The 17,656-nt window shown below is 66.1% G+C and carries 20 protein-coding genes; 5 read left to right on the top strand and 15 right to left on the bottom strand.

Annotated features, from left to right (window positions below; genetic code table 11):
• The first annotated feature begins 29 nt into the window (after positions 1 to 29).
• Positions 30 to 1,295 carry a hypothetical protein gene (locus DFR29_RS00785; RefSeq protein ID WP_133816650.1) on the top strand — a complete coding sequence of 422 codons (1,266 nt, stop codon included), beginning with the start codon at positions 30 to 32 and terminating at the stop codon, positions 1,293 to 1,295.
• Here the strand turns inward: DFR29_RS00785 and DFR29_RS00780 are convergent.
• From DFR29_RS00780 to DFR29_RS00770, 3 genes are read right to left on the bottom strand one after another with little or no spacing between them, the layout of a single operon-like run.
• A complete protein-coding gene (locus tag DFR29_RS00780; protein ID WP_133816649.1) occupies positions 1,272 to 1,829 on the bottom strand; it encodes a hypothetical protein in 558 nt (185 codons plus the stop codon). The two genes, DFR29_RS00785 and DFR29_RS00780, sit on opposite strands and share 24 nt — an antisense overlap.
• Complete coding sequence (locus DFR29_RS00775; RefSeq protein WP_133816648.1) at positions 1,826 to 2,407, bottom strand: hypothetical protein; 582 nt, start codon at positions 2,405 to 2,407, stop codon at positions 1,826 to 1,828. Before DFR29_RS00775 ends, DFR29_RS00780 begins: the two co-directional genes overlap by 4 nt.
• A complete protein-coding gene (locus DFR29_RS00770; RefSeq protein ID WP_133816647.1) occupies positions 2,404 to 2,826 on the bottom strand; it encodes a hypothetical protein in 423 nt (140 codons plus the stop codon). The genes DFR29_RS00775 and DFR29_RS00770 overlap by 4 nt, the downstream gene beginning before the upstream one ends.
• Between DFR29_RS00770 and DFR29_RS00765 the strand changes: the two genes are divergently transcribed.
• Positions 2,821 to 3,132, top strand: coding sequence for a hypothetical protein (locus DFR29_RS00765; RefSeq protein ID WP_133816646.1), 312 nt, complete (start codon positions 2,821 to 2,823; stop codon positions 3,130 to 3,132). The two genes, DFR29_RS00770 and DFR29_RS00765, sit on opposite strands and share 6 nt — an antisense overlap.
• A gap of 17 nt (positions 3,133 to 3,149) precedes the next feature.
• Here DFR29_RS00765 and DFR29_RS00760 read toward each other — a convergent pair whose 3' ends face one another.
• The 12 genes from DFR29_RS00760 to rsxC all read right to left on the bottom strand — a co-directional run bounded on the left by DFR29_RS00760 (position 3,150) and on the right by rsxC (position 14,028).
• Positions 3,150 to 3,431, bottom strand: coding sequence for an FmdB family zinc ribbon protein (locus DFR29_RS00760; RefSeq protein ID WP_133816645.1), 282 nt, complete (start codon positions 3,429 to 3,431; stop codon positions 3,150 to 3,152).
• A gap of 8 nt (positions 3,432 to 3,439) precedes the next feature.
• Positions 3,440 to 4,138 carry a ribonuclease T gene (gene rnt / locus DFR29_RS00755; protein WP_133816644.1) on the bottom strand — a complete coding sequence of 233 codons (699 nt, stop codon included), beginning with the start codon at positions 4,136 to 4,138 and terminating at the stop codon, positions 3,440 to 3,442.
• A 54-nt stretch (positions 4,139 to 4,192) separates the two neighbouring features.
• Positions 4,193 to 4,855, bottom strand: coding sequence for an HvfX family Cu-binding RiPP maturation protein (locus tag DFR29_RS00750; RefSeq protein WP_133816643.1), 663 nt, complete (start codon positions 4,853 to 4,855; stop codon positions 4,193 to 4,195).
• Between the two features lie 195 nt (positions 4,856 to 5,050).
• Positions 5,051 to 5,812, bottom strand: coding sequence for an HvfC family RiPP maturation protein (locus DFR29_RS00745; RefSeq protein ID WP_133816642.1), 762 nt, complete (start codon positions 5,810 to 5,812; stop codon positions 5,051 to 5,053).
• On the bottom strand, positions 5,796 to 6,671 hold the full coding sequence (locus DFR29_RS00740; RefSeq protein WP_208113482.1) for an HvfB family MNIO-type RiPP peptide maturase: 876 nt from the start codon (positions 6,669 to 6,671) through the stop codon (positions 5,796 to 5,798). Before DFR29_RS00740 ends, DFR29_RS00745 begins: the two co-directional genes overlap by 17 nt.
• Before the next feature lie 22 nt (positions 6,672 to 6,693).
• Positions 6,694 to 7,161, bottom strand: a complete 468-nt coding sequence (locus DFR29_RS00735; RefSeq protein ID WP_133816640.1) for an HvfA family oxazolone/thioamide-modified RiPP metallophore — start codon at positions 7,159 to 7,161, stop codon at positions 6,694 to 6,696.
• Between the two features lie 1,148 nt (positions 7,162 to 8,309).
• Complete coding sequence (locus DFR29_RS00730) at positions 8,310 to 9,491, bottom strand: OprO/OprP family phosphate-selective porin (RefSeq protein WP_133816639.1); 1,182 nt, start codon at positions 9,489 to 9,491, stop codon at positions 8,310 to 8,312.
• A 78-nt stretch (positions 9,492 to 9,569) separates the two neighbouring features.
• Positions 9,570 to 10,217 (bottom strand): endonuclease III, encoded by a 648-nt coding sequence (gene nth, locus DFR29_RS00725; protein ID WP_133816638.1) that lies wholly within the window; start codon positions 10,215 to 10,217, stop codon positions 9,570 to 9,572.
• Positions 10,214 to 10,813: a hypothetical protein gene (locus DFR29_RS00720; RefSeq protein ID WP_133816637.1), complete on the bottom strand. Its 600-nt coding sequence runs from the start codon at positions 10,811 to 10,813 to the stop codon at positions 10,214 to 10,216. Before DFR29_RS00720 ends, nth begins: the two co-directional genes overlap by 4 nt.
• Positions 10,810 to 11,433: an RnfABCDGE type electron transport complex subunit G gene (locus DFR29_RS00715; RefSeq protein WP_133816636.1), complete on the bottom strand. Its 624-nt coding sequence runs from the start codon at positions 11,431 to 11,433 to the stop codon at positions 10,810 to 10,812. The genes DFR29_RS00720 and DFR29_RS00715 overlap by 4 nt, the downstream gene beginning before the upstream one ends.
• Positions 11,417 to 12,433 (bottom strand): RnfABCDGE type electron transport complex subunit D, encoded by a 1,017-nt coding sequence (locus DFR29_RS00710; RefSeq protein ID WP_133816635.1) that lies wholly within the window; start codon positions 12,431 to 12,433, stop codon positions 11,417 to 11,419. The genes DFR29_RS00715 and DFR29_RS00710 overlap by 17 nt, the downstream gene beginning before the upstream one ends.
• Entirely contained in the window at positions 12,430 to 14,028 is a 1,599-nt protein-coding gene (gene rsxC / locus DFR29_RS00705; RefSeq protein WP_166653791.1) for an electron transport complex subunit RsxC, read from the bottom strand. Before rsxC ends, DFR29_RS00710 begins: the two co-directional genes overlap by 4 nt.
• A 156-nt stretch (positions 14,029 to 14,184) precedes the next feature.
• Here rsxC and yajC point away from each other — a divergent pair, with 156 nt between their 5' ends.
• The 3 genes from yajC to secF all read left to right on the top strand — a co-directional run bounded on the left by yajC (position 14,185) and on the right by secF (position 17,532).
• Positions 14,185 to 14,517, top strand: a complete 333-nt coding sequence (yajC, locus tag DFR29_RS00700) for a preprotein translocase subunit YajC (protein WP_133816633.1) — start codon at positions 14,185 to 14,187, stop codon at positions 14,515 to 14,517.
• Between the two features lie 90 nt (positions 14,518 to 14,607).
• The gene (secD, locus tag DFR29_RS00695; RefSeq protein WP_133816632.1) at positions 14,608 to 16,467 is read left to right on the top strand and encodes a protein translocase subunit SecD; all 1,860 of its coding nucleotides are present in this window, start codon (positions 14,608 to 14,610) and stop codon (positions 16,465 to 16,467) included.
• Between the two features lie 18 nt (positions 16,468 to 16,485).
• Positions 16,486 to 17,532, top strand: a complete 1,047-nt coding sequence (gene secF / locus DFR29_RS00690; RefSeq protein WP_133816631.1) for a protein translocase subunit SecF — start codon at positions 16,486 to 16,488, stop codon at positions 17,530 to 17,532.
• The last annotated feature ends 124 nt before the right edge of the window (positions 17,533 to 17,656 follow it).

Genomic DNA, 17,656 nt, shown 5'->3' with positions numbered 1-17,656 from the left:
TCGCTGGATTGGCGCTTCGCACGCATGACATGCTCGCTCCCATGCATTCGATACCGCTGCAACTCATCCGTACGACTCTGCGCCTGTGGTGGCGGCATTGGCCGCCGCTGGTGCTGCTGGTGTTGCTGGGCTACCTGTTCAATGACTGGCTGCTGCGTATCGTTGTGGAAATCGGCCTGCGCAATCACGTGCTCGGCCTGTCGCTGCTGTCGCCGCTGGTGGTGATCGAACTCGCCGTGGTGATTGCGATGTTTCATGTGCTGCGGCCATCGCTGCCGGCGCTGACGCAGGCACCGCCTGGCCACACCACCGGCACCGCGCGCGGCGAACGCCTGGCCACGGCGCTGGCGCTCGCGCTGGTGCCGTTCTTCGCCTATTACGCCGGCTGGGGCCTGCTTGGCGATACCGTGCGCGAATATTCGCTGGCCGGTCTTGCGCGCGATCCGTTCGGCAAATACGGGCCCTTGCTCGATGCCCTGAAATCGCACGGCCTGGTGATCTCGGTCGCGGCTTCCTGGATGCTGCGCCGCTATGCCAAGGCACGCGAAGCGCGCAAGCATTCGACCGGCTGGCAGGCGCTGATCGTGCTGTGCGAAGCGAACTGGGTTTTCATCGGCCTGTTCGTGATCACGCGCGGCAAGGATCTGCTGATGAAATGGCTGGAGTCGCGCGTGGTATGGCAGTACTTCGGCGGCGCCGATGCGGATGTCGCCGCGCCGGTACTGGCGCCAACGCTGTTCGACAGCCTCGGCAGCGCCGCGCAGGGCATGTTCTTCGCTGCGCTGCTGCCGCTGGTCTGGCTGGCGATCACGGCGCTGATTTTCGGCCGCGACCTGGGCGAACAGTCGCTGCTGGCGACGAACAAGCGCCTGGAGAAAATCGTCGGCAGCTATGACAGGTTGCCGGCCTTGCTGCGCCAGTTCGGCGACGATTTCGTCAAGGGCTATCGCACGCGCTACGTGCCGGTGGCCAACAGCGTGCGCCTGACCCTGCATGCGGGGCTGACCCTGTTGCTGTGCTTCTGCGTCGGCTACCGTGCCTTGGAATGGCTGTCGGCACAGGCCTGGATTGGCGCGACCCAGCTGATCGGTCCGCACGCGATGGATTTCTGGCGTCCGGTCGGCGGCGCGCTGGCCTTGCTGCTCGGCGATCCGCTCGGCAGCACGCCCGGCATCGTCTTCGAGCCGCTGCGCATCTGCCTGCTGGCGGCGACACTGGAACTCGCGGTTGCTGCCTGGCGGCAGCGGCGCGACGAGCAGCCCGCAGCGGTTTCAACGCCACTGCAGGCGCAGTAGGCGCGGATTTTCCGCGGCGAGGCGAATCACCGCATCGACGTCGCCGGCGGCATCGGCCGGCAGCAGGAAGTCCTGCTCGAAACGGAATTCCTGCGCGATCTGCGGTGTCTTGCCATGACTGCCGTTGCAGCGCGTGGCGACGTCGCGCCGCGCCGGCGACAGGGCAGCGGCAGTCCAGCGCCGGCCGCGGCGGTCGACCAGTTCCAGCTGGCAGCGATCGAGCTTTTGTATCGACTCGATGTCGCCCGCTCTCAGGGCCATGCGCACGCGCAGCAGGCGCGTGCCGGCGGGCAGGCTGGCTGGGGCGATGACACTGCCCGGCGTCGCCGGCGGCGCATCGAAAGTTTCGATGCGGTCGATCTGCCAGCGGCTGCCGCCGAATTCCGCGCTGGCGCCGGGCGCGACGACGGTTTCCGGCACGGCACGATGCCGCTGGTAGGCGAGGTAGTCCTCGCCGCTGGCGGTCCATAGCGCAAGCGGAACGACGACGATCAGTGCGGCCAGGCTGCGCCAGTAGACGCGCCCCGCGTTCATGGCCGCACCAGGTCATAGAACTCGCGCGGCAGCGGCGGTGCCGCGAGCGCCAGGTCGATCTGCAATTCCGAGTCGAGCGGATCGATCCGGTTCGCCGCCAATGCCAGCCAGGCGCCGGCCAGCGCATCGACCGGCAGTTCGAAGATCAGCACCCCCGCGCTGGCGACGCCGGCCTGCAGCTCCCGCGCTGCCAGCGTTGCGGGTGCGTTGTACAGACGTCCACTTTGTTCGTAGCGCCGGCCGTCGCGCGTGAGTATGGCGGCGCTGCCGATCAGGGTCGGTTCCTGCACCGCCATGGCGCTGGCCTGCACGATCAGCCAGACGCCGCTGCTGTCGCGCTGCTCTACGCTGTCGGGCGTGCCCGAGTGGGCGAAGCGCAGCATGCGAGCGGTTTCCACGGCTGTTACACGCGCGGCGAAGCGGCGTCCGTGCACGTATTCGCCGGGCGCGCCGCGTTCGACGATGGGCGCCATGCGGGCGTTGTAGTTCGGCATCGACTCGCGCATCGCCAGCAGCAGCGCCAGCGTCGCGGCGCTGGCCAGCAGCGCGCTCCAGCGAAATCGGCGCGGCGTGCTCATGGCAGCGTTGCCGGCGCATCCGGCGTAGTGACGTGCAGGCGCACTTCCGCCATGGGCTTGGGATCGAACCAGCCCGCGCCGCCGGACAGGTTGTCGCGCTGTTTATGGATCTTGCTCATGACCACGACGGGCAGCGGGTCGGGAATGGGCGTGGCGAGCGGAATATCCCAGGCCAGGGCGATGCGCTCGCTCATCTTCGGATGCAGCGACGACAGCACGCTGTTGTCGCGCAGCAGCAGTTGCGATGTCGGTGGCGTCTTCGCCGCGATGGCGGGCAGCGCAATGCGCAGCAGGGTGGCGAAGTCGTTGCTGCTGCTGCGCGTGCGGTTGGTCAATTCCAGCTCGATCGCGAGGTTGGCCTTGCCACGCGCGGCCGGACGGCCGTCCGGCCGTCTGGCGCTGAGCGTGGCTGCATGCACGACAACATGCCATTGGCCGGTATCGACGCCTTTGCCCGCATCCAGTTGCGGCAATGGCGGCGGCTTGGCCGGGGCGAATCCGCCCAGCAGCCACGTGCTCGATACGGCGACGGCGGCCAGTCCTGCGGCGGCAATCCAGACAGGCGCGTGTTTTCCGGCACCGGCCAGCCAGCCGGCTTGAGGCAGACGCAGTTTCAGGGCAGCACTCTCGCGCGACGCAAACGCGCGGATTCTTGCATGCGAACGATGCCGGCGTTGCCGCTTGCGTCACCGAATCGACAGCGCCGCAACAGGCTTGCGCAGTAACGCGAATGCGGCTGGTTTCAGTCGCCGCTGATGAAATCCGGGCCTTTGCCGGCCGTCTTTTCGTAGACCCCGCCGCCGGCGCGGCGGTACTGGGTGAAGCCGTGCTTGCCGGCGTGGGCTTCGCTGGTCAGGTGGCTGTTGCCGATGGCCATGTTCGGTGCGGAAATCTTGCGCTTTAGCGCCGCGCCGCAGCGCGGGCATTGGCCCAGCTCTGCTTCGCTGAGCTTCTGCAGGTGATCGAAGCCGCTGCTGCAGTAGTCGCAGCCGGTGCCGCTGGCAATGTATTCGTAGATGGGCATGGCAATGCCTAAGTGGATACCGGCAGATGCGGGCCAGGTACCGCGGCTTCAAGCGGCCAGGCCGGCAGCGCTATCTCGCGGGAGCGATAGGCGTCGTCCATCGCCTTCCAGCGGTTGACGATGCCGCAGAACAGCTTGGCGGTCTGTTCCGTGTCGTAGACAGCCGAGTGCGCTTCGGCGCTGTTCCAGTCCATGCCGGCGGCGGCGACGGCCTTGGAAAGTACCGTCTGGCCGTAGGCCAGGCCGGCCAGCGTGGCCGTGTCGAAACAACTGAACAAGTGGAAGGGGCTGCGCTTGTGCCCGGTGCGGCGGATGGCCGCGTTGAGAAAGCCCAGATCGAAAGAGGCATTGTGGCCGACCAGTATGGCGCGCTGGCAGTCGGCTTCGCGCATGGCTTTGCGCACGGGCCGGAAGATATGGTCCAGCGCTTCCTTTTCGTCCAGTGCAGCGCGGAACGGATGGGTCGGATCGATACCGGTGATTTCCAGTGCGCGCGGATCGATGTTCGCACCAGGAAACGGCACTACGTGCGTGGACACGGCAGGCTCGGGATGGACCCAGCCTTCGTTATCCATGCGAATGACGACGGCGGCGATTTCCAGCAAGGCATCGCGATCGGAATCGAAGCCGCCGGTTTCCACATCCACGACAACAGGCAGGAAACCGCGGAAACGCTGCGCGTAATTGAGACTGGGGGGCTGGGACATGCGGGCAGGATACCGGATGCCGGCGGCCGCGCGCATGTCCAGCTGTACGGCGATTCAGTTGCGTACCCAGCGTGCGGCCGCCGCCGCGATGCCGGCAAGCGCCAGCAGGGCAAGGCCGAGCTTGGGAATCAGCAGCAGGAACGGCAGCCCCAGCACAGCCAGGGCCAGCGCCATGCTGTACAGGTCGGACACGGGCTGCGGCGAGGCCAGGCGTAGCACGCGCGCCAGCAGGTGGTCGAGGCTGAGCTTGCCGGCGCCGGAAAAGATCAGCGGCAGCAGCATCACCACGAACAGCAGCGGCAACTTGAAATTGCCCTGGCCGGCATTACTGATGGCATAGCCCTTGAGCAGATCGCTCCACATGCTCCACATGTCCGGCCAATGCACGGCCGCGGTTGCGACAAAGGTGAGGATCATCAGCGAGAAGGCGAAGAACCGCGTGCCCAGGCCCAGCCACAGCATCACGCCGCCGATCAGCTCGAACCAGGTCGCCGTGGCCCAGGACACATCGGCGGGAATCACCGAGAACGGCCAGGGAAACTTGTCCTGGATGTCGGCGAACCAGTTTTCGCCGTGCAGTTTTTCCAGCCCCGATTCCCAGAACTCCCAGCCCATGACCAGGCGCAGCACCGCCGGCGGAATGACTTCGCCGGCGCCGTGCAGGCGCGCGGTCAGTTGTTCCCAGAGCGGGAGAATGCGGGCGACGGGCGAGGCCATGGCGATTTCCGTGCGGTTGGAATAGTGGCGCAGAAGACCGGCAACGGCGCGGGATTCTTTCGCGGAGGCAACACGTAGGGCGCGATGAGCGCCAGCGAATTGCGCCCCAGGGTGTTGGCTGTGGCGGCAGGGGTGAAGATTGCGACGGTGCAATTCGCTGCGCTCATCGCACCCTGCGGTTGGCGCATCCCACAGTCAGCGGATGCCGAGTATTGCCTCGCGCTGCTGCAAATTGCGCAAAATCCCACATCCCGCATCGTATAAGGTGTCTGCGCTGGCAGGCGCGATTTCCTGCAGCAGCGCGGCCAGCACTGCGCCGCCGCTTTGCTCGCTGTTGCCGCGCAGGCGCTCGATCAGCGCAGCGGTCAGGCCGTTGATTTCCAGGAAGCTGACCTGGTCGTCACGGCCGCGGACCAGCAGCAGCCAGGTCGGCTCGGCAGGCGGCGCGGACGGCTGGTAGTCGCGCCGTATGCGCTGTACCGGGAAGTTGTAGCCCAGCACCCAGGCCAGCGGCGATACGACCGGAATGCCGGCGATAACGTCGCCGCCGCTCTGGTGCGGCGTGGCGCTGATTTCCTGCTCGTCCAGCGACAGGGCCAGCTCGGCCCATTCGTAATGCGCCAGCTCCAGCAGGAACGGCGGGTCGTCGCGACCGTCTTCGGCGCGCTGCTCCAGCCAGCGCATCAGCTCGCGCCCGATTTCGGGAAACAGCGGTGTCTGCGCGCGGTGGTCGCGCAGGAATTCGGTTATCAGCCCATGCCAGTCTGCAGTGTCGTAGAGCGAGCGGATGACGGGAAAATTGTTCGACAGCAAACCTTCCACATTGTTGTAAAACAGATCGCGATAGACCTGCATGCGGCGCGGGTCCACGCCGGGCGGCAGGTCTTGCCGCTGCGGCTGGCGGATGCAGTCGGCGAAATCGCGCTGCAGCGCGTGCAGTTCAGCCGGCGAGGACATGGCGCTGCGGCAGTGCCGGCTGGTGCTGCTTCTGCTGCAATGTGCGGATCTGGGCCAGTTCGTCCAGCAGCTCGGCCAGTGGCGGAAAATTGAAATCGCGTTCCAGCAGGGTAGGGCGCACGCCCAGCTGCGCATAGGCACGCTGCAGCAGCGCCCAGACCGGCGCAATCACCGGCGCTCCGTGGGTGTCCACTTTCAGGCCGGGATCTTCGTCATAGTGGCCGGCCACGTGGTAGTAGGCGATGCGGTCTGCCGGCATGGCGTCGAGGAACGCAGCGGCGTCGTAGCCATGGTTGACGCTGTTGACCAGGATGTTGTTCACGTCCAGCAGCAGATCGCAATCGGCTGCAGCGACGATTTCATGCAGGAAATCGACTTCGTCCATCTCGCGCCCTGGCGCGGCGTAATACGACACATTTTCTACCGCAATGCGCCGGCCCAGCGCGTCCTGCGTGCGCCGGATGCGCGCCGCCACCCAGTCGACCGCGGCGCGGGTGAACGGTATCGGCATCAGATCGTACAGGTGGCCGTCGTCGGAACAGTAGGACAGGTGCTCGCTGTAGACAGCGATGCCATGGGTGTCGAGCAGCCGGCGGATCTTGGCCAGCAGGGTTTCGTCCAGCGGTTCGGGCCCGCCCAGGTTCAGCGACAGCCCGTGGCAGGCGAAGGCGTGGCGCTCGGTATAGGCACGCAGCTGCCGGCCCAGTGCGCCACCGACGTTGATCCAGTTTTCCGGGGCAATCTCGAAGAAATCGATCGCCGCCGCGGGCGACTCGGCGCCCGCGGCGGGATAGCCGTGCTCGGCGAGCGGGGCCAGCAGGCCCCGCCGCAGGCCAAGGCCCGCGCCCGATAGTGTCATGCGCGGGCCCATGGCCGATGCCTCAGGACTGGTGGCCGCCGCAGGAGCCTTCCTTGCCCTTTTCCTTCTTCGCGGCATCGCCGCCGCAGGAACCTTCCTTGCCCTTCTTGGCAGCATCGCCGCCACAGGAGCCTTCCTTGGCGCCCTTCTTGTCGGCGCCGCAGGAACCTTCCTTGCCCTTGTGGCCGGCGGCCAGTTCGGCTTCGCTCAGCGAGCCGTTCTTGTCGGTGTCGAGCTTGTCGAAATGCTGGCCCTTGGCGGCGTCGAACTCGGCCTTGGAAACCGAGCCGTCCTTGTTGGCATCCATCTTGGACATGCCGCACTTGCCTTCACCGCACTTGCCTTCGCCAAAGCCCGTGGTCATGTAGCCGGTCGTCAGCTGGTTCAGCTGGAACGCCGTGTCGGCACTGGCGATCTGGGCCAGCGACATGCTGCCGATAAAAGCGGTACCGAGGGCGAGCGTCAGCGGTTTCGCGATCTTGATGGTCATTGCAAGTTCTCCGTGGATGAACGGGCCAGGGCCCGCAGGGGTAACCAGCTGCGATTGCAGCGATAACACGCTGGGCGGCGGAGAACCTGCTTTCGAGGCGGGGTTCTGCCCTCCGTACGCACAGCGCGTGGACGGTAAGCCGGATGCTGAATTCGCAACAAGTAGATTTCATGTTGCGATGCAGCGTACGGGCTCCAGGCTAAAGACCGGTGCTTCCTTCAAATCCTTTCATACCGATATGACGGTTAAGAAGTTGAGAGGGGCGAATGGTGGAGCGACGCGGGCCTGCGTGGTTGTCGGGGGTGGGGAGTCGATGGGATTTGCAACGTGGCGGGGTGGGGGATTCGGTCTGGCTTATGAGTGCGGCGGTTGGGCGGGTTGGTTGCGCGGTGGGGGGCTGGGTTGGGCGGCGCGAGTTTTGCTCTCTCTCCCAAGCTCGCTTGGGCGTTCGGAGTCGGTGCGCCTGGCGGTGCGTTGGTCGCATGCACCGTGCTCTGCTCCCGCTTCCCCGACAGCTGTCGGAGCGAGGGTTGGAGTGAGGGGCGGTGCAGGACTCTGCTTCGTTTCCCGGTTTTCGCGAAGGAGTCCGCCGGTGGCGGACGTGTTTGTTTAGCGCCGTGCGGCGCGTTTCGCGCGCCTTGGGCGCGCGGCCAGAGGACATTTGCTTGTCCAAATGCCCTCTGGACTCCCAAAGGGCACCCCGGATGCCGCGGTTTTGGGTCATCCCTGGCCCTAAACTTCGTGAGGCCGCTACGGCGGTCGACGCACGGGACATCCTGTCCCCCGCGCCGACTCGCGGCCATCCCTGGCCGCGACCCTTCGGGCTTTTCCCTGCACGGCCTCACCGCGGCATACGGGGCCCCGGGACAAGCGCGCGCTTCCTGCGCGCAGAAGCAACGGCAATAGCTACGGCCACAGAAAAATCACGGGCAACGGCAACGGCAACCACTAAAAATGAGCGGAACGTAGGTTGGCTGTGAGCCGCAGGCGAATCCCACCATCGTGGCGTATCGCCAACAAAGAATCCCTGCCGAAGGAAAAGCCGGCGCCTGCGATGCACACTGGCCTCAGCGACGGATTCCCCGGCTCCAAAAAGAACGAAGCCCGCCATGAATCGACGGGCTTCGTTCTGAACAATGATGCGTGGTTTAGAAGTGTACCTGTGCGCGAACTTCGGTGATCTTCGGGTCGAGGGCCAGGTTGCCTTTGTCGCTGAAGGCGCGGATGTAGTTGGCCTGGAGTTTGAAATGCTGCCCCAGGTACCAGTTCACGCCGAGCGTCCAGTCGTGCTGCTTGCCGCCGTAGATGATGCCGTCGTTGAGGTCGAGCGTGGAATAGCGCAGGCCCAGTTCGACGGCGCCGTAGTCGTTCTTGGGTTTGACGTTGGCGAATGCGCCGCTTTTGTAGGGACGGGTTTCGCCAGTGAGTATCCAGCTGGCGTAGAGGTAGGCGCCTTCGGCGGTGTAGTCGCGGGCGGTACGGCGGCTGGCGTCGATGGTGAGGAACTCGCCCTGCAGCGAGAACGGACCCTCCGACCAGGCACCTTCGATGCCGACGCGCTTGATCTGGTCGGCACCGCTCAGGTTGCCGGTGTCGATCAGGCGGATGGTGGTGAGGTTGGCCTCGGGCCGGGCGCGGATGCGCGCGATTTCGTCGTCGCGCTCTTCGATGGAACCGGCAAAGCCGATATGTACCACCGAGGTGTCGGTCTTGACCGGGTTGTAGACGGCACGCGCGGCCCAGGTGGTGCCGTCGTTGTCGCCGTTCAGGTCGCCGCCGTTGAAGACGGCCGCATTGAGCAGCCAGCCGGGGACGTTTTCGTAGGTCCAGTCCAGGCCGATGCGGCGGCCCTGGTTGACTGCCTGTACCGGCAGCGAGCGTTCCAGGAACGTGGTGGAGCCGGAACCGATCGCGCCCTCTTCGAAACCGACCGGCGTCTTGATCTGGCCGAGGCGGAAATCGCCGGCGGTCTTGTTGATCAGCTTGAAATAGGCGTCGACCCAGACATGCGCCTGGAAATCGTAACCGGCGGCCAGTTCCCATTGGCCGGTGCGGCGCGCATAGAGGTAGACCTCCTTGCGCCGCCAGGTTTCCAGGTCGTCGAAACGCGCATTGCCGTTGGGCAGGCTGTCGTCGGAAAAATGGTTGATGTCGTACTGGATGGTGCCGCGCACACCATATTCGGTGCCGGATGCGGTTTTGAACTTGGTCGGCCAATCGCCCAGCAGTTCATAGGCCTGGGCCGGTGCGCCAATGCCGGCGGCAACGGCGGCGGTCAGTGCCAGCAAGGGCAGTCGGTGGGTGGCGGTAAAACGGTATCGAGACTTCATGAAACATCCTGTCGGTAATCGGTGTTGCGATTGCAGCACCGTCGCCCCGGGCATCCGAAGTTGCATACGGTACTGTGCTTATGCCGTTTTGGTCGCGGCGGTCTTGTCTTTGTACTCACACAAGTCGCGAATTACACATACGGGACAGTCCGGTTTTCTGGCTTTGCACACGTAGCGGCCGTGCAAAATCAGCCAGTGGTGTGCGTCCTGTTTGAATTCCGCGGGCGTGGTTTTTTCCAGTTTATCTTCGACCGCGCGCACCGTGCTGCCCTTGGCGAGTCCCGTACGGTTTGCAACGCGGTAAATATGTGTGTCGACTGCAATGGTGGGCTGTCCGAACGCCGTATTCAGCACGACGTTGGCGGTTTTCCGTCCTACGCCGGGCAGCGACTCCAGGGCTTCGCGCGTCTGCGGAACTTCGCCGCCGTAGTGTTCCAGCAGCAGGCGGCAGGTGGCGATGATGTTCTTTGCCTTTGCGTTGAAAAGTCCAATGGTGGAAATGTATTTCTTCAGGCTCTCTTCGCCGAGATCGAGTATGGCCTGCGGCGTATTGGCCACGGGAAACAGCCGCCGCGTGGCCTTGTTCACGCCGACGTCGGTGGCCTGGGCCGACAGGGTCACTGCGACCAGCAGTTCGAATGGCGTGGAATATTCGAGTTCGGTTTTCGGATGCGGGTTGATTTCGCGCAGGCGGCGGTAGATTTCGACGCGCTGGGTATTGTTCATGCGTCTTCGGGTCCGGGGCGTGCGGCGGCAGTCGGTTCTTGGAGTACGGATTTCAGCAGCGCGAGCAGGCAGGCGGCACCGATAAACAGCAGCGCCGGCGGCGCTGTTGCCGCATCTGTCGGCAGTTCCCCACCGGATAGCACAGCCAACCCCGCAAACAATGCCGCGATCTGCCGGCCCAGGCCAACGAATACGGGGGCGCCGCACAGCACGGTCAGGATAAGCAACTGGCGTGCCAGCGGCTGGGGCGTTGCGCCCTGCCACCATGCGGCATTGGCCACGGCCAGCGGTGCCAGCACGGCCAGCGCCGGCCAGCTGGCCGGCGCCAGCGCGGCCCAGCACCAGCCGGCACAGGCGACTGCGGTGGCTGCGATCAGGGCCAGCGCTGCCGGATGCTGGCGGGCGGCCGGCGGCACCAGCCGCTGCAAGGCCAGGCAGCCGCCCAGTACCAGGCCAATCAGCAGCGACAGATTCTGTCCGTGGCTGACACTGTCGGCGGCAAGCAGCAGCGGCGCCATTCCAAGCAGTGCGGCCAGCAACGACTGGCGCAGGGCGCTGGCGGTTTCGCCGTCATGGCGTGGGGGTATCGGCGTCATGGCTGTGCGTCTGCCGCAAACCACGCATCGCCCTGTTGCGCATAGGCGGCCAGTACGCGCCGGACGCGCGCAAGGATTGCGCGCGGAGTCACCGTGGCCGAGGCGATCTGGTCGAAGTCGCCGCCGTCGCGCCGCGGCGCCCAGGCACGCATGGCGGGATTGCCCAGCGAGCGGCCCTGCAGCTGTCGCAGCCAGTCTTCGGCCGCATAGGCATCGCCCCAGCCGCGGGTTTCGCTGTGCTCGATCACGCGCACTCCGATCAGGCGGCCGTCGCGATCTATGCCGATGCGCAGGCGGATAGGGCCGCCATAGCCCGCTTCCGCCACGGCGTCGACCACCAGCGCCGAGGGCTGGCCCTGGCGCCGTGCCCGCAGCACCGGCAATGCTTCGGTACTGCCCAGGGCCTCGCTGTCGCGGAGCTGGATACGGTCGCCGAGCGGGTCGTTGTCGTAATAGCGCGGCGGCAGAACGCCGGCCAGCTGCGCCAGTTCGGCCGCGCGGGCGCCGTGCTGGATACGCGCATGCGTCAGCAGCGCCACGCCGGCCAGCACGGCGAGGCAGAGCGCGGCCGTTGCCAGCAGCGCGGCGCGACGGCTGCGCTGCTCAGCGTGCATGGCCATGCACGCGCGGCCGGGTAAAGCGATCGATCAGCGGGGCCGCTGCATTCATCAGCAGCACGGCGAAGGCGACACCGTCGGGATGGCTGCCCCAGCGCCGTATCGCCAGGCTGAGTACAGCGACGCCGATACCGAACAGCAGGCGCCCCCGTGGCGAGGTGCAGCCGGTGACGGGGTCGGCGGCGACGAACCAGGCGGCGAGCATCAGCCCGCCACCGGCAAGATGCTGCAGTGGTGCCGGATGCCGCTCCGCATCGATCAGCCAGGCCAGACCGCCGAGCAGCAGCGTTGCGCCGATCACGCCGGCCGGTACCTGCCAGGCGACGATGCGGCGCCAGACCAGATAGCAGCCGCCGGCTGCATAGGCCAGGGCTATCCATTCCCAGCCGGCGGCGCCGTAGTGGCCGAACAGCGGCAGTTCGCGGATCTGCGGCATGCGCCAGGCTTCGCCGGCCAGCTGGCGCAGGCTGGACAGCGGTGTGGCCGAGGCCAGGGTGTCCCAGCTGGCGGGCAGCTGGCCGAGGAAGATCGCCTGCAGCGACTGGCCCAGGTCCAGGTCGGCCAGCGGCGCGGTCCACAGCGACAGCTGGCGCGGATAGAGCAGCAGCACCAGGGCATAGGCAGCCATGGCCGGGTTGAACAGGTTCAGGCCCAGGCCGCCGTAGGCATGCTTGACCAGGCCCAGGCCGAACAGCAGGCCTATGGCACTTATCCACCAGGGGCAAATGGGCGGAATGCACAAGGCAAAAAGTACTGCGGTCAGCGCGGCCGACAGATCGGCCAGCCCGGCCTGCGGCTGCTGGCCGCGCAGGTGCAGTGCGGTCGACTCGATCGCAGCCGCCAGCAGCAGGCCCAGGGCAATCTGCACCAGCAGGCCCGGGCCGAACAGCCAGGCCTGCACGGCAATCGCCGGCAACAGGGCCAGCAGCACCTCCGCCATGACCTGGCGCACGCTGCTGCGCGGCGGCAGGTGCGGCGCAGCTGCCGTGGCGAAGGTCTTCATGATTCGGTTTCCGGCGGCGGGGCCGGCGGCGGTGCGGCGGCACGCTTGGCCTTGCCGCGCGCGATCGCGGCAAGGACGGCGGATTTATCCATGCTGCGCGGCGCGGCTTCTGCGGTTTCGGCCGGGGCCGGTTCGGGCGCTGTGGCGGCGTTTGCCGTGGCGGTCTGCGCCTGCGCGATCTCCTCGCGCCGCGATGCAACGCGGGCGACTTTTGCCGCCTGTTCCCGCGCCAGCCGCTGGTTGCGCGCGTCGTGGCGCTGGCGCGCATGGTCGGCGCGGCGGCGCTGTTCGGCGGCTATGGCCAGTGCCGACTTGGCGGCGCGGTATTCGTCGACCAGGCCGATCTGCGCCGGGCAGACAAAGGCGCAGCAGCCGCATTCGATGCAGTCGCGCAGTCCCAGGGCCGCGGCCTGGCCGGTTTCGCCCTGGCGCAGCAGGCGCCAGAGTTCCTGCGGCTGCAGTTGTACCGGACAGGCGCGGGCGCATTCGCCGCAGCGTATGCATTCGGTCTGGGCAGCCTGCGCACGTACGTCGTCGGCGCCCAGTACCAGTACCGAATTGGCGCCGCGGCCCAGGGCAATACGGTCATGCGGCAGTGCCAGGCCCATCAGCGGCCCGCCCAGGACCAGGCGCGCTGCCTGTTCGGTATAGCCGCCGCTGCTGTCGATCAGGTGTTCGATCAGCGTACCCGTGCGTACCTCGAACACGCCGGGCTGGCGTACGCCGCGGCCGCCGACGCTGACCAGGCGGCTGGTCAATGCCTCGCCCAGCACCACCGCGCGCCAGGCTGCCGCCGCGGTCGCGACGTTGTGCACCAGTACGCCGATGTCGGCCGGATAGGCGCCGCTGGGCACTTCCCGGGCGCACAAGGTCTGTACGAGCTGGCGCTCTCCGCCCTGGGGATAGACCGTGGGCACGCGCTGCAGACGAATCTGCGTCTGCCCGGCCAGCACGGCCTGCAATGCCGCCGCGGCCTCGGTCATGCGCTCTTCCAGCGCAATGACTACGTCCTCGGCGGCAACGATGTGACCGAGGATGGCCGCACCGGCGACGACTTCGGCGGCGCGGCTGCGCATCAGCGTCTCGTCGCAGGCGATATACGGCTCGCACTCGGCGCCGTTGAGCACCAGCAGGGAAACCGCCCGGCCGAGCTTGGCTGCGGCCGGATAGGCCGCGCCCCCCAGGCCGACGACGCCGGCCTGGGCCAGGCGCCGGCGCAATTCCTGCGGCGGACGCTGTGCCCAGTCCGGCAGGGGCGGCAGCAGCGCGGTCTCGTCGCGGCCGTCGGCCTGCAAAACCAGGGTCGGCACCTCCAGCGCCGAGGCATGCGCCAGCGTCAGCGGTTCGATTGCGACGATCCGGCCTGAGGTTGGTGCCGGCACTACGGTTGCCTCGGTATCGCCGTCGTGGGCCAGCGGCTCGCCGCGGCGCACGGTCTGGCCGACCTGGACCCGGCAATGCAGCGCCTGGCCACGCTCCTGCACCAGCGGCAGGTACAGCCGGGCCGGCAGCGGACAGTGGCGTACGGCGTCGCTGGGGGCTGCAGCCGCGGGCACGGCCAGCACCAGGCCGCCGGGAATTCGAAGCAGGGACATGGGCCGATTGTAGGCGGCCTGGGCGCGGGCTTGAATCCGGCCGCGCCTGCCACCACGCCTTTTCGCGGTGCGCAGGTGCAGACTGCATGGCATACTGCGCGACTTTGCCAGCCTGGGCGTTGTGCGCCCCAGGTCTTCCACCAGCGAGAAAAAACCATGGACTTTCTGATTTCCTCTGCGCACGCGCAGGCCGCGGGTGCCCCGGCGGCGGGCGGCGGCATCAGCACCCTCGTCATGATGGGCGTGATGATCGCGTTCTTCTATTTCATGCTGATCCGGCCGCAGATGAAGCGTGCCAAGGAACAGCGCACCATGCTGGCGGCACTGGCCAAGGGCGACGAAGTCGCCACCACCACCGGCATGCTCGGCACCATTGTCGAGATCAGCGAAACCTATACCAGCGTCGAAGTGGCGCCGAATGTCGTGGTCAAGCTGCAGAAACAGGCTATTACCGCCGTGCTGCCCAAGGGCACGCTGAAGTCGGCCTGATCCACTTCGCAACATCCTCTTTTTATTTGTAGCGGTACCTAGCGTGCGCGACATCGCCGATGCGCGCCGGATCAACCTGGGATTCAAGGTATGAACGAGTTTCCCCGCTGGAAGTACGTGCTGGTCGTGGTGGCACTGATCCTTGGCGTGTTGTATGCGCTGCCGAACATCTACCCCAAGGAACCGGCGGTGCAGGTTTCGCCAGGCCGTGGCGTCGTCATCGACACCGCACTGAAGGAAAAGACCCAGGGCCTCCTGGAAACGCAGAAAATCGCGTTCAAGTCCATCGAGATCGAGGGCGAGCGCCTGCTGATCCGCCTCAGCAGCGGCGAGCAGCAGACCCTTGCCGCCGACGCCCTGCGTGATGGGCTCGGCGACAAGTACACCGTCGCCCTGAACCTGGCCTCGACCGTGCCGCATTGGCTGAACGTCATCTATGCCAAGTCGATGCCGCTGGGCCTGGACCTGCAGGGCGGCGTGCACTTCCTCATGGAAGTCGACCAGAAGGCCGTGCTGGAAGCGAAGGAAATCCAGTACGTCGAGGAAATCCGCGCGATTGCCAAGGACAAGAAGATTCCGGGCATCAATGCCAGCCGCAGCGCCCAGGGCGGCCTGAGCGTGATTACCCGCTCGGCAGACAATCGTGACCAGCTCGCTGCGGAAATCCGCCGTCTGCTGCCGGAACTGCTGGTCAGCAACGCCGCCGCTACCGGCGAAGCGTTTGCCCTCGGCGTGCGTATCAGCGAGACCAAGTTGCGCGAAATCGCGACCGAAACGATCCGTCAGAACGTCGCCACCCTGCGCAGCCGCATCAGCGCGCTGGGCGAGCCGGTGATCACCCAGCAGGGCACCTCGCGCATCGTGGTCGAACTGCCCGGCGTGCAGGACACGGCACAAGCCAAGATCCTGCTCGGCGCCACCGCTTCGCTGGAATGGCATGCGGTAGACCAGAGCATCGACCCGAACGTGGCCGTCAGCAGCGGCAACATCCCGCCCGATTCACGCATCGTGCTGTGGCGCGACACCAATGCCCCGGTACTGATCAAGAAGAAGATCATCGTGCAGGGCGACGACCTGGTCAGCGCAGCGGCGATCCCTGATCAACAGAGCGGCACGCCGGCCGTATCGATGAAGCTCAATCCCAAGGGTGGCCAGCGCATGCTGGACTTCACCATACAGAGCGTCGGCAAGCCGATGGCCGTGCTCTATACCGAGCACATTCCCGAGCTGAAGATCGTCGACGGCAAGGAAGTGCGCTCGTCGCGGGTGAAGGAAGAGGTCATCAGCGTGGCGAACATCCAGGGCGTGTTCGGCCCGCAGTTCCAGACCACGGGCCTGGGCAGCATGAAGGAAGCCTCGCAGCTGGCCATGCTGCTCAGCGCCGGTTCGCTCGCTGCGCCGATGCAGATCGTCGAGGAGCGCGTGATCGGCCCCAGCCTCGGTGCCGACAACATCGGCAAGGGCGTCTGGGCGGTGATTCTCGCCGTGATCCTGGTGGTGCTGTTCGTCGGGCTGTACTACAAGCTGTTCGGCCTGATTGCCGACGTTGGCCTGCTGCTCAACCTGGTGCTGCTGGTTGCCATCCTGTCCATCTTCGGCGCCACGCTCACCTTGCCCGGCATTGCCGGCATCGTGCTGACACTGGGCATGGCGATCGACGCGAACGTGCTGATCTGCGAACGCATCCGCGAGGAACTGCGCAACGGCTCGACCCCGATGGCGGCGATCAGCCGCGGCTACGACCGCGCCTGGGCCACCATTCTCGATGCCAACGTCACCCACCTGATCGCTGCCTTCGGCCTCATGGCCTTCGGTTCGGGCGCCATCAAGGGCTTTGCCATCACCCTGGCCATCGGCATCGTCACCTCGATGTTCACCTCGGTCATGGTCACCCATGTCCTGGTCGGTCTGGTCTTCGGCAATCGCCGCGTCAAGAGCCTTTCGGTCTGATCTCCGGAGTCGGAAACAATGGAACTTTTTAAATCCAGTACGAATTTCGACTTCATGGCCTGGCGCGTGCCAAGCCTGATCATCTCGGCGATCCTGTGCGTTGCCTCGCTGGGCATTGTCTTCATCCACGGCCTGGACTACGGCCTGGACTTCGAAGGCGGCGCCCTGGTCGAAGTGAAGTACAAGGAAAGCGCCGAAATCGCCGATATTCGCGCCTCGCTGGAAGGCGCCGGCTTCAAGAATGCCGTAGTGCAGGCCCTGGGCACGACGACCGAATACGCTATCCGTATCAAGCCGCATGACGGCGAGGGGGCCGCACCCGCACCGGCAGCAGACGCCGGCAAGGCTGCGCAGAGCAAGGAAGGTGAGGCGGCGGCGAAAGAAAGCGAGGCAGCGGCCAGCGAAAGCGTGGCCAAGGCCGCGACCGACAAGATCGCCAAGGAAGTGCTGGCTGCCCTGCAGAAAAACCGCGCCGACGTCAGCATCAAGCGCAGCGAATTCGTCGGCGCCAGCGTCGGCGAGGAACTGCGCAGCCAGGGCCTGGTTGCCGTGCTGTTCGTGATCCTCGGCATCATGGTCTATCTGTGGATACGCTTCGAATGGCGTTTCGCCGTGGCGGCCGTGGCCAGCGAAATCCACGACACGCTGATCACCGTCGGCATCTTCGCCCTGACCGGGCGCGAGTTCGACCTGCCCGCGCTGGCTGCGGTGCTGTCGGTAGTCGGCTACTCGATCAACGACAAGGTCGTCGTGTTCGACCGCGTACGCGAAATCTTCCGCGCCTCGCGCAAGGACGTGCCGTACGACGTGCTCAACCGCTCGATCAACTCGACCATGTCGCGCACCATCATGACCGGCCTGACCACCGGCCTTGCTGTCGGCACGCTGTACTTCGTCGGCGGTCCGGCGCTGGAGAACTTCGGCCTGATCATGCTGATCGGTATCGCCGTCGGTACCTTGTCCTCGGTGTTCTTCGCCAACCCCATCCTGCTCTACCTGGGCGTGTCCAAGCAGGACCTGATGGCCATGACCAAGGAAGATCCGGAGCTGGCGCGCCGGCCGTAACCGACTGCGCGATCGCTGAACAAAAAGCCCGGGAAACCGGGCTTTTTGTTGTGTGCCGGCAGCACTGGCCGTGCCGGCGCTGCCGATTCCATCGCTATGCCGGGACGTGGCCACCGATAGTGCG

This window comes from Tahibacter aquaticus, from assembly GCF_004363655.1.
In the GTDB taxonomy this organism is placed as follows: domain Bacteria; phylum Pseudomonadota; class Gammaproteobacteria; order Xanthomonadales; family Rhodanobacteraceae; genus Tahibacter; species Tahibacter aquaticus.
This window is presented reverse-complemented; position numbering and strand designations above follow the sequence as displayed.

What these genes read in the sequence shown, in the direction of transcription:
- DFR29_RS00730 (WP_133816639.1), bottom strand. Translation starts at nt 9,491, where the DNA reads ATGAAGTCTCGATACCGTTTTACCGCCACCCACCGACTGCCCTTGCTG.
- DFR29_RS00750 (WP_133816643.1), bottom strand. Translation starts at nt 4,855, where the DNA reads ATGGCCTCGCCCGTCGCCCGCATTCTCCCGCTCTGGGAACAACTGACC.
- DFR29_RS00780 (WP_133816649.1), bottom strand. Translation starts at nt 1,829, where the DNA reads ATGAACGCGGGGCGCGTCTACTGGCGCAGCCTGGCCGCACTGATCGTC.
- secD (WP_133816632.1), top strand. Translation starts at nt 14,608, where the DNA reads ATGAACGAGTTTCCCCGCTGGAAGTACGTGCTGGTCGTGGTGGCACTG.
- nth (WP_133816638.1), bottom strand. Translation starts at nt 10,217, where the DNA reads ATGAACAATACCCAGCGCGTCGAAATCTACCGCCGCCTGCGCGAAATC.
- secF (WP_133816631.1), top strand. Translation starts at nt 16,486, where the DNA reads ATGGAACTTTTTAAATCCAGTACGAATTTCGACTTCATGGCCTGGCGC.
- rsxC (WP_166653791.1), bottom strand. Translation starts at nt 14,028, where the DNA reads ATGTCCCTGCTTCGAATTCCCGGCGGCCTGGTGCTGGCCGTGCCCGCG.
- DFR29_RS00745 (WP_133816642.1), bottom strand. Translation starts at nt 5,812, where the DNA reads ATGTCCTCGCCGGCTGAACTGCACGCGCTGCAGCGCGATTTCGCCGAC.
- DFR29_RS00715 (WP_133816636.1), bottom strand. Translation starts at nt 11,433, where the DNA reads ATGGCCATGCACGCTGAGCAGCGCAGCCGTCGCGCCGCGCTGCTGGCA.
- DFR29_RS00740 (WP_208113482.1), bottom strand. Translation starts at nt 6,671, where the DNA reads ATGACACTATCGGGCGCGGGCCTTGGCCTGCGGCGGGGCCTGCTGGCC.
- DFR29_RS00720 (WP_133816637.1), bottom strand. Translation starts at nt 10,813, where the DNA reads ATGACGCCGATACCCCCACGCCATGACGGCGAAACCGCCAGCGCCCTG.
- DFR29_RS00775 (WP_133816648.1), bottom strand. Translation starts at nt 2,407, where the DNA reads ATGAGCACGCCGCGCCGATTTCGCTGGAGCGCGCTGCTGGCCAGCGCC.
- DFR29_RS00760 (WP_133816645.1), bottom strand. Translation starts at nt 3,431, where the DNA reads ATGCCCATCTACGAATACATTGCCAGCGGCACCGGCTGCGACTACTGC.
- DFR29_RS00710 (WP_133816635.1), bottom strand. Translation starts at nt 12,433, where the DNA reads ATGAAGACCTTCGCCACGGCAGCTGCGCCGCACCTGCCGCCGCGCAGC.
- yajC (WP_133816633.1), top strand. Translation starts at nt 14,185, where the DNA reads ATGGACTTTCTGATTTCCTCTGCGCACGCGCAGGCCGCGGGTGCCCCG.
- DFR29_RS00765 (WP_133816646.1), top strand. Translation starts at nt 2,821, where the DNA reads ATGCACGACAACATGCCATTGGCCGGTATCGACGCCTTTGCCCGCATC.
- rnt (WP_133816644.1), bottom strand. Translation starts at nt 4,138, where the DNA reads ATGTCCCAGCCCCCCAGTCTCAATTACGCGCAGCGTTTCCGCGGTTTC.
- DFR29_RS00735 (WP_133816640.1), bottom strand. Translation starts at nt 7,161, where the DNA reads ATGACCATCAAGATCGCGAAACCGCTGACGCTCGCCCTCGGTACCGCT.
- DFR29_RS00785 (WP_133816650.1), top strand. Translation starts at nt 30, where the DNA reads ATGCTCGCTCCCATGCATTCGATACCGCTGCAACTCATCCGTACGACT.